The sequence below is a fragment of the Luteibacter sp. UNCMF331Sha3.1 genome, from assembly GCF_900109915.1.
Classification (GTDB): domain Bacteria; phylum Pseudomonadota; class Gammaproteobacteria; order Xanthomonadales; family Rhodanobacteraceae; genus Luteibacter.
On sequence record NZ_FOBU01000002.1, the window covers coordinates 676,690 to 690,430 of the forward strand.

Genomic DNA, 13,741 nt, shown 5'->3' on the forward strand with positions numbered 1-13,741 from the left:
GCCGGCGTCAGCGCGCCGCCGTGCGGGCGGTGCGCGTGGTAGGAGAGACGGGGCCGGGCTTTTTGCCGCTGCCCTTGCGGTTCTCGAAGAAGGTCGGGAGCCACTGGTCGGGCCTGATGTCGGCAGCGGTGGTGCCGTGATTCTCGGCTTGCTGGGCGAGCACTTCGTGCATGATCTCGATGTTGTCCGTGGAGGCGGAGATCACGGCCAGCGCATCGTCCATGCCGCGGAGGTTGAGCTGGCAGACCGCCGACGCGTGGCCCTGCTTGACGAGGAAACGGCGTGAGCGCTCGTCGAGGCTGACGACCACGTTGTACTCGGCTTCCGTCAGCTTCAGGCCGTCGACGTAGTCCTCGCGACTGGCGTTCGGATTGGGCAGCAGGATCATCGTGGCGGTCTGTTCGATCAGCGCCGCCGAAATGTCGCTGGCGAGCGCGTCCTCGGGGCTCTGCGTCGCGAAGATGCCCATGCCGTTCTGCTTACGGATGGTCTTCTGCTTGTTCTTCGCGAACTCCTTGAGGCCACCCTTGCCATCGAGGATCTTCCAGAACTCGTCCATGACGTAGATCAGACGCCGACCATCGATCAGCGCTTCGAGGCGATGCAGCAGGTAGTTGATGACCGGGGCGCGGACTTCGGGGTTGTCGATGATGTCGGTGTAATCGAACCCGATGATGTTGGCGCGGCTCAGGTCGACCGTGTCGCGGGGGTTGTCGAACACCCAGCCCAGCGAGTTGCCGGCGGTCCATTTGCGCATGCGGATGAAGAGGCCGTCGTCGCCGAGGTTCGGCAGGCTCTTCTGGAAGTTGGTCATGTTGCGCAGGTGCATCGGCGTGTCGAGGATGTTCTCCACGGCACGGAAGATGTCTTCTTCCTCACGCGAGCTGTAGACGCTCTTGCCCGCGAGTACCTTGACCAGGTCGGCCAGGAACTGCACGTTTTCTTCCGTGCGCTCGCACTGGAACGGGTTGAACCCGGTCGGCTTGCCGTTTTCCAGAGCCAGGTAATTGCCGCCGCAGGCACGCACGAAGATCTCGGCACCGCGATCCTTGTCGAAGAAGAAGATCGTGGGCGCCGGGTCGAGCTTCTGCACCTGGCTGAGCAGGAAGTTGATCAAGGCCGTCTTACCCGTACCGGACTTGCCGATCACCATGGTATTGGCGATGGCCTTCTCGCCATACGAGTTTTCGGCCGGGTGGGTGGCATGGAAGTTGAAGTAGTACGGCTGGCCGTTGGTGGTCTGCAGCGTGGTGACGCAGTCGCCCCACGGGTTGTTGGCCTTCTTGCCGGTGGCGAAGTTGTGCAGCGGCGACAGGCCGAGGAAGTTCAGCGAGCTGACGTTGGCGAGGCGCGTGCGGTACTTCCAGTTGCCGGGAAACTGGGCATAGAAGGCCGAGGTCACGGCGAGGTCTTCCTTCACCGAGACGAAGCCCGCGTTGGACAGCTCCGCACGGGTCGCGGCGACCTGCTGCGACAGGGTCTCCTGCACGGTGGAGTACACCGCCATGGTGAAGTGGTACTCGCCGAGCACGAAGTTGCCTGACGCCAGCTGGTCCATGGCGTGATCCATCTCGATGATCTGGCTGACCGCCTTGTCGCCGGACGAGATCATCATGCCCTTGGTGCGCTCCAGGGCTTTCAGGGCGTCCTGGCGGCCCATCGGGCTGAACGAGTGGGTGATCACGTACTCGAAGTCGAGGTACTTGAGGCCGTTGAGGATGCCAGGGTAGGTACCGTCGACGTATTCCTTGATGTTGAGGATGGCGCCGAAGTGGTTCACGCCGTTGGGCGTGGTGAGCACGAAGTCGCCGGTCTTCGAGGAGAAACGCTGGCGGCTGACCGGCAGGTAGTCCTTCACGGCGGCGCTCAGCACCGGCACGGGCTCGTCGATGCGGTTGAGGATGTAGCCGTAGAGCTCCAGCACCTCGGAGAACACGATGCCGTTCGGCGCCTCGTACATGCCCAGCCGGGTGGGTGCGTAATCCTTGAGGACGGCCTCGACGTTGCCGGCCAGTTCGAGAATGGTGGCGATGGCCTGTGCCTGTTCGGCCTGGAGGCGCTCGACGTTGGAAGACTTTTCGACGAAGCGCTTACCCGACACCACGGGCCGGTAGATCATCGTGAGGTAGAGCTCGTTCTGCATCAGCTTCTGGCTGGACAGCGACTCGTAGTAGCCGTCGGAAAGCTCCTGGTTGAAGCTGTGCTCGAACCGGCTGCGGTCCTTCACGCCGCGTCGCCGCCGGACGTCGTGCACCCAGAAGGCGACATTGACGAAGTCGGGCGCACGCAGCGTCTGCAACATGCGGTTGAACGTGTTGTGGCGATGCTCGAGTTCCCATTCCTCGCGGCCCACGAACGGCAAGCCGCCGAGACGCCAGACGAGCAGGAAGTCGCCACCGGTCGTCTTGACGACGGTCGGCGAGACATGGGTCGAGAGGGGAATGAATTCGGCTATGCCGGCATCTGGATTGAACATCGCTCTGGTCTACCGTGTGTCGCGTTCAAAAGGCCCTGGCAGCAAGCTGCCAGGGCATGGCTCGTGCCTTATCGCTTCGCCTTGCCTGGCTCGCGATAGTTGTTCGGTGAAAACACCCATGTGCCTTCGTGTTCCGGCAGGTTGCGCACCCGCGTCCGGAACTGCAGGCGAAGCCCCAGCAGGCGGAAGATCATTTCGTCACGACGCGCCATCTGACGCATGATGAAGACGCTGATCGGGATCCACAGCAGGAACCACATGTTGAAGTACATCGCCATCAGCAAGCCGCTGCCCGCACCCATGAAGAACGGGATGTAGGGCACACCCATGAACATGGGCGGGCGGGTGCAGCCGCGGAAGAGCGGATTCTTATGCATGGATCTGCAGCAGGTGCAGGGCCGACTGCATGGCGTCGATCAGGAAAGCGCCACTCGAGGACTTGCACTCGCTTGCGCCGCCATTACCACCGACGACCATCTTCGCGACCTGCGCAGCAGCACCGATCAGCACGCCACCGACGAGGGCCGGTGCGACGTCGGCGATGCGCTTGTGTGCGAACGCGATCTGATAGCCCGAGAAGATCACGGCGATGGTCACGACGACGATCGACGCGGCGTTGAGCAGCGAGTTGATGTTCTCGAAGAAACCGCAGACCTTCTTCGACGTCTCGGTGACGTCGGGATCGGCGAAGCTGACCGACGGCAGAAGCAGGAAGGCGGCGATCATGACCATGATCACCATCTTGTTCAGCGACGCGTTGTCGGCAGGGAGGCTGGGCATTTTCAACAGGGCCATCTCGTAGTTCCTTGGTGTGTTTCTTGGTGATGAAGGCCGCTCCTGGCGGCCGGGTGAGTGACGGCTACACGCTCCGTAGCCGCTGCTGCTTCGACTGACACGTTTTCAGGGCGCGCCAGTCAGAAAACGAATGCGCCATCGCGGCCTCCCTGGCGGAGGTCCGCCGCGTCGGTGCCCGGGGTCGCGGGCACCGATGAAGGCGGGGCGGCCGAGGCGGCTGGCTCGTTCGGTCCGCGCACGCGCGGAACGAAGACGCCACCGGACGCGGGTGCGGTGCCATCCGGGTTGGCCGACACGCCGACCTGCGCCATCGCGGCGGCGGTTGCGGGATCCGTGGCGATGCGGCCCGAACCGCCCGTGGCGCCGTCCGGCACGCGCGCGCCGATCTGGGACATGACGGCTGCCGTGGCGGGGTCGGTCGGGATACGGCCGGTCGGCTGCTGCGGCGAGAGATCGCTGCCGACAATGCCCGGCGCGACCACGCCGCCCGGGGCGGTGGGAAGGACGGCGGCCGCGTCCTGCAAGGCCTGTGCGATCGAGGCGATGTCGGGCACTGGCTCGCCGATCGACGGGTTATCGATCGGGGTGACCGCGCGGGCCGGGGGTGCGCCGACCGTTTTCCCGACCGTTGGGGCAAGCGACGCGGCGAGCGTGGCATCGGCCACGCTACGCATCGCCACGCGGTACGCGCCGCTGTCACCGGACTGCGGGACGGGGGTGCGCGTTCCGGTGGATCCGACGAGCGGAATCGGGATGGCGTTCGGTGTCAGCGCATTCTGCCGCGCCATCGACTCGAAGATCTTCTGGACGTAGCCGTCGTTGTAGCCGGTCGTGAAGTTGCCCGAGTAGTAGCAGCTGAACGCCTTGCCCCAGTCACCGCTGGCGCTGGCGTAGCACTGGGCGAGGATCTGGGAACCGGCCACGAGGTTCGGGCATACGTCGAAGGCCTTCTCGTACGTGTCGAGCCCGAACTTGCCGAGGTTCGTCCGGTTCACCTGAGCAACGCCGAGCGAATAGTTGTAGCCCTTGGACTCCAGCATCTGCGCGGTTGCCACGGCCTCGCCGAGGTTCTGCGGCTGGCGCACGAGCTGCCCGCCCACGACGCCGATGGCGAAGGGGTTGCGGGACGACTCGACGTTGACGACGTGCTGCATCACCTCGACTGGAACCGCGAGGTTGGGGCACGCCATCATTTCCATTGCTACTACCACGTTACTGGTCCTCTGGCGGTAACCGATCCGTTGCCGTGCCTACGCCGCGTCCGCGGCGAAGGCTCGTGCGGGATTGAAGTCGATGCCGGTGATGAACCGGCGGCCGGCATGTGCCTTGATGTGGACCACGATGTCGATGGTCAGCATCAGCAGGCGTTTGATCGTCGCGAATTCCAGGCCGGCGCCCTCCGTCGACGCCTTCACCATCAGGGCCAGCTGGTCCCACGTCTGCTCGACGCTGCCAGCGTGGCAGCTGGTGATGGAGCCGGGATGACCCGACGCGCAATTACGAATGAAGTAGAACGACTCGTCGCCGCGAAGCTCGGCGAGGATGATGCGATCGGGCTTCATGCGGAGGCAGGCTTCCATGCAGCTCTTCGCCGTAACGTTGCTCGCGCTCTGCCCGCCCTTCGAGTAGAGAAGGTGGACCACGTTCGGCTGATCGATGAACAGCTCGCGCGCATCCTCGATGGTGACGAGTCGCTCGTCGTCGGGAATGTGGCCCACGAGCGATTTCATGAAGGTGGTCTTGCCGCTGCCCGTCGCGCCCGCGACCACGATGTTCTTCTTGCTGAGCACCGCGTGGCGGAAGAAATCCGCGTAGCGGCGTTCGGCACGAAGCGCGAGCAGCTCGCGATCGGCTTCGGAGATCGTGTTCTCCCCTTCGAGGATCTGGTCGAAGAAGCCGTCGTCCTGGTACTGGGCGAGGCTCTTGCTCTGGCGCGACGGCAGGCGGATCGTGATCGAGATCCGGCCGGCCTCGACGGCCGGCGGAATCACGAACTGCGCGCGCTGGCCGGTGGGGAAGGTGAGCGACACCACGGGGTCGACGTCCGTGATGCGCTGCCCCGTATTGCTCTCGTTGACCACGGCCGTGCAGAACTGACGCGCGCGTTCGTACGTCAGCGACGGCACGTCGACACGCCGCCAGCTGCCCCGACTTTCGAGATACAGCTCGCCCGGCTTGTTGATGCAGATTTCCGTGACGTCGGACGACGCGAGGTAATCCTGGATGCCCAGCACTTCGTACTGGTAATCCAGGAACTCGTTTCCGACGGCGGCGACGACAGGTGCGTTCATCGGATCAGTACCGTGCCACCACGCCGCTGAAGTCGACGTCCTTGGCCACGTAGATCGCCAGCACGGTGCCCTGGTTGATCGTGACGGTGGCCGGGCGGTTGGCCGCGCGACGCACCGCCATGCCTGCGATCTGCTGCAAGGTCTGCGCCGTGTAGCTCTCGTACGGATTCTGCGTGACCACGCCGTTGCTGATGGTCGTCTGACGCGGGCCATGCTCGGCCGCCTCGTACTTGAACGCATCGCTGAACAGCGAAATCAGCAGTGCCGAGCCGATGCGGCTGCCCCAATGGGCGTTGTAATAGCCCGGATGGCCGGCGCCGCCCAGCGTGTCGATGCCGGGGCTGGCCATGTTCACGTCGATGCCGGTGGGCGTGACGATGCGATCCCAGATCACGGCGACGCGCGGTCCGTTGGGCTCCATCTCGTACTTGCCCAGCACCTTCGAGCCCTTGGGCAGCAACATGCGCTTGCCGGTGAACGAGTAGATGGGCTCGGTCACCACGCAGGACGTGAAGCCCGGCATGTCGGTGATGATCCGGGTTTCGAGCACACAACGGATGAACGTGCCGCGCATCATCAGGGTGTCGGGATGCGTGAGAGGCTGCGCGTTGGAGACTTCCGGCAACTCCTTGCCGCCATAGGCCGAGTTCACCGGCACGTTCGGATCCTGCTGCCCGGGTAGGCCGATGCCGCCCGGCCCGAAACCGAACGGACCGCGCTGACCGCCACCGCCATTGTTGCCGGCACCGCCGGCGATCTGTGCGGCCTCGGTATCCATCATCCGGCGCTCGAGCAGGCTCGGCCCCGTGTTGACGCGGGGCTGCATCGCCTTCGGTTGCGTGGTGGGCGGAAGCGGAACCGGCGGCGCGAGTGCAATCGGTTCCGGCAGGCGAGGCATCGCCTGTTCCGGTACGGGCACGACCTTCGGAGCCTCGGGAATGGTGACCGTCTCTTCACGCTTCGGCTTCGGCGGCGGAGCCGACGCGGAGCCGCCGCTGAGGAAGAACCAGGCGGCGAACAGGAGCAGGGCCACGATACCGGCGAGGAACGCCAGTGCGCGCCGGTTCATGCGGCGAACGTCTGCCTCGGCGAGGCGCGGCGCGGCGGCGTCGAGATCCGGCGGCGGCGCTTGGCGCTGCTGCTGGGAGTACGGATTCGAGGCGAGCGGATCGTGCTCGTCGTGGGTGTGCCGCTGCGTCTCGTCGGCGCCGCGGTTCTCGTCTTCCGGGTGATAAGGATTATTCGGGCTCACTTCTTCGTGTTCCTTCGCAGACCCACGACGTTGTCGTCGTGCCGGATGACCAGGTAGTTGTACGTGCCGTGGACAACGATGGTGTTGCCTTCCACGGTCGTGTTAACCACGGAGTCCTCGCCGTGTTCCTTTTCGCGCATGTAGACCGTGGGGAAGTTCCCGGTGGGGAACTGCTTCAGGTCGGGCATACGGATGTACGTGAAGCGGCCATCGTCGTAGACGTTGATCGGAACGACCCATGGCGCCGTCTTGCGCTTCATGGCGTAGTCGTAATCGAAGTTGTAGTCGCGGCCCTTGACCAGAGCGGTATCGAGCTCCGGCGTTTCGGCGACCTTCTTCGTCTCGGAAAGGAAGCTCGTATCCGAGGGGTACTCGAACTTGATCTTGTATTGCACGCCTGCGCGACGCGCCTGATCGAGCGTCTTCCAGTCCGTCGCCACCACCTTCAGTTCGAAGATGTAGGAATGCGTGGCGGTGCGGATCATCATGTTGGTGTCGACGTCGACGTTCTTCGGTTTCACGTAGAAGACGTTGTCGCGACGCGTCAACTCCCAGCCGCTGCTGAAGCCGGTGCTGTAATCGAGGATCTTCTCATTGGGGCTAAGCTCGATCTGCGTCGTGATGCCGAGGCCCGTGTGGATCGTATAGATCTTGTCCGGCTCATACTGGTACGGCGTGACGACCTGTGCACCGGCGGCGCCGGTCGCGGCGAGCAGGCACATGGCCAGCGAGAATCTGAGGATGGTGCGTTTCATCAACGGCGCCCTCCATTGGCGGCGTTCGTGGGAGCGGCGGCCTGTGCGGGTGCCGTCTGCACGGTGGGCGCGTCGAGGGGAATGGGTGATGCCGGCACGGTCGTGGCAGCCGCGGTGGTTGCCGCCGGCGGCGTGGCCTGGGCGGGCGCCTGGGTGGCGGGCGCCGCGGCTTCGACGGGCTGCGGGGGCGGCTCGGCGTAGTCATTGTCGACGCGGTAGTCGGTGACCTGGAAGCCCAGGGGATTTTCCACTCGGTACTGGTCGTCCATCTTCAGGTTCGGCTTGTACGCAAACGCCATCGTGGCGATCTTGCTGTCGAGCGGCACCGTCAGGCCCGTGGTCTTGTTGAAGACACTGCGCTGAAAACGCACGGTAGCGCCCTTCGGCGTGCCGTCGTCGCTGTTGATCAGGACGATGCTCAGGATCTTCACGCGCACGGAGCGATCGCGGCCATACGTCTTATACGGCGCATTCGGGTTGTCGAGCGCATGGAGGTCGGTGTATGCCCGAGCGATATTCGGAGACGCCATCGTCAACACCGTCGCCCAGTCACGCAGATTGATCATCGTGACGTCGAACGATTCGCGTGCGAGGATGAAGTGCGTGATGTTGCTGCGGTTGATCGCCTCGCTCGCCGTGATGCGGCGGTTGACCACATCGTCGGTGATGCGGGTGAGCGAGCTCATGCCCGTATAGGCATCGGCAAGCACGATGTACGGTACTTTTTCCTTGAGCGGCAGAATGTAGAGGTATCCGCCGGCAAGCATCAGCGCCATGGAAATCGCGCAGAACGCGACCATCCACGCACGCCGTTCGCTGCGCTGCGCGAGGTCGGAGACGGTGGTTTCGAAATCGACCGAACGCTGGACCGCCGCGTCGATTTTCGGGGATTGTTTCTTGGTGAGCATCGAGAGACCTGGATCGCTGTCGCGGTGAGGGTTAGGGCGTGCGCGGCGCGGCGTCGGTGGACGCCGGCTTCGGTGCGTTCGCGACGGGTGCGTGCACGGACTTTTCGGGAGCGGCGGCCGCCGTTCCGGCAGGCGCGTTGGCAGCCGGCGGCGGGGAAACGATCGACGAGGTCTCGGCGACGACGATTTCCGACCCGGTCACCACCACGCTGACGCCCTGCGGCGCGAAGATCGTGCTCAGCTGGGTAGCCGCGTCGCGTGCTTCCGAGGTATGCACGCTCGCCGCCGACTTCGGCAGGGTGAAGTCCGAGCGCAGCTTGTAATTCAGCTTAAGCCCGGTATCCGCGCTCCAGCGCGTCAGCATGGTCTTCAGCGTGCCGTCCATCGGCGCCGCGTAGTACGTATAAGGAAGGGCGAGAGGAATCTCGACCGTCGCGTCGTCGTACCGGTTGACCGGTTTCCACCGGCCACCGAAGTCTTTCGCGGGCGGCGTGGCGCACGCGACGAGAAGGATCGCGGCGGCGACCGGAAGACAGGGCTTGGTTAGGGAAGACAGTTTCATGCGCACACAAAGCTCTCGGTACGAATTTCAAGGCGAACGACACCGTCCAGCTGCCTTTGCGCAGCTGGAGGAAAAGAAAGCGTTTTCATCGCGATGTGACTAAGAGCGGGGCGGTGGCGCCTGGCTGAAGCCCCTGCTCAGCCGGGAGCGGCAAAGCCATCCATAGGACGGCGGTGCACCCGGCAAGACCCCGTAAGATCGTGGAACACACGCAACCTGCAAATCATCCATACAACATCCTGTAGCGGCCGCTCTCGCGCCCCATGCATAACGTGCCAGCGAAGAAAGATCGTGCAGCGCAGCGGCGCTGGAACGCGCCAACCTTTGGTTGCTGTACAACGACCTGAATTTCCCCACCCCTTCCGCGAACGCCGTCCGCGACGTAAAGGTAACGCAACAAGAAATTTCTTACTACCCTTGTATATCCCTGTTTGTGTGGCAGATGTCACACATTCTCGGCATGTAATGTGTATGAAACGCTTCAAACGCTTGACCGAATTCACGGTTTCGCAGTGTCGGCGATCACGAATTTGCGAAGATGTGCAAGCCACGTGAAGGTTGCCATTGCAACCTTCATTTTTTCTTCACGGGGTCGGCATGGATTGATGCGTCAGTGCGACAGATGATTCGCGGTGCAGGGCAGTGCCGGAAAGGGGTGCATACCGAGAGTCGGTATAGCAGGTGATGTTCGGGAGAGTGCGTTCGTCGCTTCGCAGCGATGGAGACGGGGAATCCAACGTCGGCGGCAATGTGCCGCCGGTCATGGTCATAGGTTAAGAGACGGCGCGCCGATCTTCGGCAGCCGGCGTTTCAGCATCGCGCCGACGGCCATGGGTGCTGTCGACGCCGAAGGCTGCGATCAAGGCTGACCGGTTTGTCGCGTTCTGCATTTCGGTATCGCCGGTGACAACGTTTACGGCACGTATGGCTTTCAGCGCGAGCTGGGTGCTGGCGAGGCTTTCGTCGATCGCATTGGGCCTGTTGCCGTTGTCTCCGGTGAACACGTTAGTGCGCCGCTTGGTCGACGTCTTTCGTCAGCAGGGTGCGGAGGTCCGTGCCGGCGATCGTCATCGAAGTGGCGGCGGATACGAACACCGCGATACGGCCCATGTCGACGACGGCGGACATGAGGGAGTCGCGGGAGCGGATTGTGGTGCCGGCGACCGCACTGCTGGAAGTTCTCAATGATTTACTGCTCGGCTACTGGACACGTACTGGGAGGCTGCATGCGGAGTAGTAGACCGCACAGTTCAGGCTTCCCTTTTCGCATTCGCGAATGGCGTCCTGCTCGGCGTCTGACCTGGTGGCGCCACAACCTGTCGTCAACAACGATTTTCCGACGACCATGGCCACGCATCCGTTGCTGTAGGAGATTGATATCTTGCAGGAGGTTCCGCCTTGAGCCTGGCAATCCTCAAGCGCATCGTTTTCTGCACTTAACGCAGAGAGCCGGTTGACCGACTTTCCAAGAATGCCTTTCGGAGTGTCTGTGGCGATGGCTTGCCAACGTGTGTCCCATCGCGGTGATCGAGGCATGGCTGGAGCAGTCGGCTGCTTCGGAGGAGTGCAGCCGCGCCAGCCCTGCCCAACTTGGGGGAATTGACCGGAGGGACATCCACCTTCTGCGAACGCAGATGTTGCGATGATATTTAATGCTGCGGCTACAAGACGCATTCTTTGCCGGCGGTTCATTTAGTTCGCTCCGCCGAGCCCTTGATACTGTCCCCTTGCGAGTCCTGCGTCGTCTGCGTGATCCGTGAACTGAATCCCCCGGGATCTTCAGTGGCAACCCGCTGATTCATTTCACGTGATACTTCACCCCTCGCCCAAGCCCCCGGCGGCTGCCCCTGCGGCCCAGGCGAGTTCGCTCCACCGCCAAACGCCGAGTAGCTCATGAAGCTGCCCAACGTCCCCTGGAAGAACATCGCCGCCATGGGCGGGACGGAGACGATGAGTGCGGTAAGCAGAAGACCGATACCCCCTTGCTGCATGGCGGTGCTGGTGAGGCCCTCTGTGCTGTTACCGATGAGCGAATTGATGATCTTTGCACCCCACAGTGCGATGCTGATCTTGACGGTGAGCTTCAGCACGATGCCGACCACGACGCTGAGCAGCGCCATGGAAAAGGTGGTGCCTATGCCGTACATCAGCCAGCGCTTGAACAGATCCTTGGTCTGGGGAAAGATCAGGCACAGGGTCGTACCCGCAATCGCCATCGTCGTGGTGGAGGGGGCCACGACCACGGCGATGCGGCCCATGTCGACATCAGTGGACATGAGGTAATTTCGTGAGCGGTCGGTGGCCGAAAATGTCCATTTGTTACGGTAGATCAAGGGCTCTATCTCTCGCTATTGAACGCGTATCGGAAGGCTGCAGCCGGTGTAGTAAACCCAGCACTTGCCACTTCCCTCCACACCGTTCAAGGCCGCTTTTAGTTGCAGATTCGACACTCTGTCCTCCGCCGGCCCAGGACATCTCCGCATTCGATATGACAGCGATGCATTGATCAGAGTACGTGGTGTGGAGCGCACATCGGTTGCCCCCTCCAACTACGACATGCCGCTAGCGCGCCTTGTTGCGCTGAATGCTCGCCCGGTGCATCCGAAACAATTCCGAAGGCATCTGGACTCGACGCGACTGCGCCCCAAGATGATCGCCAAACCTCTTTGATTGCAGTGTCACATCTAGCGTCATCTTGAACGGGGATACATGTTCGCCAGCCCGGCCCGGCCCGGCCCGGCCTGTGGAACGTGCCCCGCCGGACACCTCCTTTCATCATCTGCACAAGCGCTCACAACGACGATACATAGCCCCGCTAGAGTTAGGAGATATTTGCGCATCGCTGTCATTAATGGCCCTTTTGGGCGGGATTCTCTATTTGATCCATGATCGGCGGCATGTCCCCTTGGGACACTCGCGTATCAGATGAATAACTCAAGCCCTCCTGCACGCCGTCATTCGCCCAATGGGCCGTCATGGTCGGCATGGCTGCTGCACCTCGACGACCACGGCGAGACGACCCATGTCGACGACGGTGGACATGAGGGAGCCGCGGGATCAGCCGGCGGGCTTGGCGGGTGGGAGATCACAAGTGATCATCGGTGCCTGAGGCTACTTACTGAATGCGAACGGGGAGGCTGCATGCTGAGTAGATCGCCTCACATGTCACACCGATTTTTTCGCAGTTACTGATCGCCCCACGTTCCGCGGCCGACCTTGTCAATCCGTCCGCACTGGCCAAGCGAGATCTTCCGACTGCCAGAGCAACGCAAGCATTGCCATGTGAAATATGGATCTTGCATGCCGAACCGCCCTTATTTGTGCAATCGACCAAAGCATCGCGTTCCGCCGTGTCTCTGGTTGGGCGGTCGAGCGAGGTCCCGATAACGCCCTTGTCCAAATCCACTGAAATCGCCTGCCAGCGAGCCTTCCAAATCGGCTCTGCGGCCCGACCTGAACTCTGAATTTGCGGTGCTGTTGGGATGCATGCCCTCCACCCATTGCCTTGTTGCGGAACTTGTCCGGGCGGACAACCACCTTCGGAATGCAGGTCAAGTGACAGTGTTGATCCGATGAGAGCGATAGCAAATGCCGGTCGTAGCCTTTTCATCTTCATACGGTCCGAGATGCCTTGATCTGATCGGGTTGGTTGGCTGACGCGGATATACCCGAGATTCGTCCCTCGATGCCGACTGAATCGTCTACGGTGCCTCGTGCGCCCGGGTCCGAGTGGGGCGCTGCACTCTGCCTCGCCCAAGCCCCCGGCGGTTGCCCCTGCGGCCCGGGCGAGTTCGCTCCACCATTGAAGGCCGAGTAGCTCATGAAGCTGCCCAACGTTCCCTGGAAGAACATCGCCGCCATGGGCGGGACGGAGACGATCAACGCAGTGAGAAGAAGGCCGATACCCCCTTGTTGCATGGCGGTGCTGGTGAGGCCCTCTGTACTGTTACCGATGAGCGAATTGATGATCTTTGCGCCCCAGAGTGCGACGCTGATCTTGACGGTGAGCTTGAGCACGATGCCGACCACGACGCTGAGCAGCGCCATGGAAAAGGTGGTGCCTATGCCGTACATCAGCCAGCGCTTGAACAGGTCCTTGGTCTGGGGAAAGATCAGGCACAGGATGAAGAGCGGGCCGAGTCCGATGAACAGCGCCATGGCGAAGTGGTAGATGAGCAACATCGCGCCGGCGGCCATGGGTGGGCTGGCGGTGCCGAAGGTGGCGATAAGAGCGGAGCGGTCCCTCGCGTTTTGCATCTCGGTGTCGCCGGGATTGACCTTGACGACGTTGATGGTGCTTAGGGCCAGCTGCGTATAGGCGAGGTTCTCGTCGATGGCGTCAGACGTATTGCCGTTGTGGCCGGTGAACATGTAGTGCACCGCCTTGTCGATGTCTTTCGTGAGAAGGGTGCGAATGTCGGTGCCGGCGATCGCCATGGTGGTCGCGGCGGCGACGATCACAGCGATGCGGCCCATGTCGACAACGGTGGACATGAGGGAGTCGCGGGACCGGCCAGTGGCGATGCGAAACCCCTGAATCAGTATCCATAAGGTCACGAGCGTTAGAGCGACTGCGCTCGCCCAAGCCATGGTGTGGCCGATGAGGTGCTCGCTGAAATCGTCGATCTCATAGATAAGGTAATCGTAGACGAGCTTGTAATAGACATAATCGGCTGGATTCGCCATGGCTGCCGTTGGTTCC

10 protein-coding genes and 3 pseudogenes are annotated in these 13,741 nt (G+C 62.5%); all 13 read right to left on the bottom strand.

What is annotated here, in order from left to right; translation table 11 throughout:
* Positions 1 to 7 precede the first annotated feature (7 nt).
* Complete coding sequence (locus tag BMX32_RS11350) at positions 8 to 2,476, bottom strand: VirB4 family type IV secretion/conjugal transfer ATPase (RefSeq protein WP_089978933.1); 2,469 nt, start codon at positions 2,474 to 2,476, stop codon at positions 8 to 10.
* 68 nt (positions 2,477 to 2,544) lie between these two features.
* Positions 2,545 to 2,853, bottom strand: a complete 309-nt coding sequence (locus BMX32_RS11355; protein ID WP_029213657.1) for a VirB3 family type IV secretion system protein — start codon at positions 2,851 to 2,853, stop codon at positions 2,545 to 2,547.
* On the bottom strand, positions 2,846 to 3,271 hold the full coding sequence (locus BMX32_RS11360; protein WP_244511506.1) for a TrbC/VirB2 family protein: 426 nt from the start codon (positions 3,269 to 3,271) through the stop codon (positions 2,846 to 2,848). Before BMX32_RS11360 ends, BMX32_RS11355 begins: the two co-directional genes overlap by 8 nt.
* A 737-nt stretch (positions 3,272 to 4,008) precedes the next feature.
* Positions 4,009 to 4,470: pseudogene (locus BMX32_RS18935) on the bottom strand (lytic transglycosylase domain-containing protein); the annotation flags it as partial.
* A gap of 51 nt (positions 4,471 to 4,521) precedes the next feature.
* Positions 4,522 to 5,562: a P-type DNA transfer ATPase VirB11 gene (gene virB11 / locus BMX32_RS11370; protein WP_029213655.1), complete on the bottom strand. Its 1,041-nt coding sequence runs from the start codon at positions 5,560 to 5,562 to the stop codon at positions 4,522 to 4,524.
* 4 nt (positions 5,563 to 5,566) lie between these two features.
* A complete protein-coding gene (locus tag BMX32_RS11375) occupies positions 5,567 to 6,814 on the bottom strand; it encodes a TrbI/VirB10 family protein (protein WP_089978939.1) in 1,248 nt (415 codons plus the stop codon).
* A complete protein-coding gene (locus tag BMX32_RS11380) occupies positions 6,811 to 7,536 on the bottom strand; it encodes a TrbG/VirB9 family P-type conjugative transfer protein (RefSeq protein WP_244511559.1) in 726 nt (241 codons plus the stop codon). Before BMX32_RS11380 ends, BMX32_RS11375 begins: the two co-directional genes overlap by 4 nt.
* 32 nt (positions 7,537 to 7,568) lie before the next feature.
* On the bottom strand, positions 7,569 to 8,477 hold the full coding sequence (locus BMX32_RS11385) for a VirB8 family type IV secretion system protein (RefSeq protein WP_089978945.1): 909 nt from the start codon (positions 8,475 to 8,477) through the stop codon (positions 7,569 to 7,571).
* A 184-nt stretch (positions 8,478 to 8,661) separates the two neighbouring features.
* Positions 8,662 to 9,039 (bottom strand): annotated as a pseudogene (locus tag BMX32_RS11390) (hypothetical protein); the annotation flags it as partial.
* Between the two features lie 773 nt (positions 9,040 to 9,812).
* Complete coding sequence (locus BMX32_RS11395; protein ID WP_089978948.1) at positions 9,813 to 10,043, bottom strand: hypothetical protein; 231 nt, start codon at positions 10,041 to 10,043, stop codon at positions 9,813 to 9,815.
* Between the two features lies 1 nt (position 10,044).
* The gene (locus BMX32_RS19030) at positions 10,045 to 10,167 is read right to left on the bottom strand and encodes a hypothetical protein (protein WP_280140835.1); all 123 of its coding nucleotides are present in this window, start codon (positions 10,165 to 10,167) and stop codon (positions 10,045 to 10,047) included.
* A 698-nt stretch (positions 10,168 to 10,865) separates the two neighbouring features.
* A pseudogene (locus BMX32_RS18940) lies at positions 10,866 to 11,234 on the bottom strand (type IV secretion system protein); the annotation flags it as partial.
* A 1,417-nt stretch (positions 11,235 to 12,651) separates the two neighbouring features.
* Positions 12,652 to 13,725 (bottom strand): TrbL/VirB6 family protein, encoded by a 1,074-nt coding sequence (locus tag BMX32_RS11415; RefSeq protein ID WP_089978959.1) that lies wholly within the window; start codon positions 13,723 to 13,725, stop codon positions 12,652 to 12,654.
* Between the last annotated feature and the right edge of the window lie 16 nt (positions 13,726 to 13,741).

Excerpts from the sequence above, each read along its gene's own strand:
- BMX32_RS11350 (WP_089978933.1), bottom strand. The coding sequence starts at position 2,476 with ATGTTCAATCCAGATGCCGGCATAGCCGAATTCATTCCCCTCTCGACC.
- BMX32_RS11355 (WP_029213657.1), bottom strand. The coding sequence starts at position 2,853 with ATGCATAAGAATCCGCTCTTCCGCGGCTGCACCCGCCCGCCCATGTTC.
- BMX32_RS11360 (WP_244511506.1), bottom strand. The coding sequence starts at position 3,271 with ATGGCCCTGTTGAAAATGCCCAGCCTCCCTGCCGACAACGCGTCGCTG.
- virB11 (WP_029213655.1), bottom strand. The coding sequence starts at position 5,562 with ATGAACGCACCTGTCGTCGCCGCCGTCGGAAACGAGTTCCTGGATTAC.
- BMX32_RS11380 (WP_244511559.1), bottom strand. The coding sequence starts at position 7,536 with ATGTGCCTGCTCGCCGCGACCGGCGCCGCCGGTGCACAGGTCGTCACG.
- BMX32_RS11385 (WP_089978945.1), bottom strand. The coding sequence starts at position 8,477 with ATGCTCACCAAGAAACAATCCCCGAAAATCGACGCGGCGGTCCAGCGT.
- BMX32_RS19030 (WP_280140835.1), bottom strand. The coding sequence starts at position 10,167 with ATGTCCGCCGTCGTCGACATGGGCCGTATCGCGGTGTTCGTATCCGCC.
- BMX32_RS11415 (WP_089978959.1), bottom strand. The coding sequence starts at position 13,725 with ATGGCGAATCCAGCCGATTATGTCTATTACAAGCTCGTCTACGATTAC.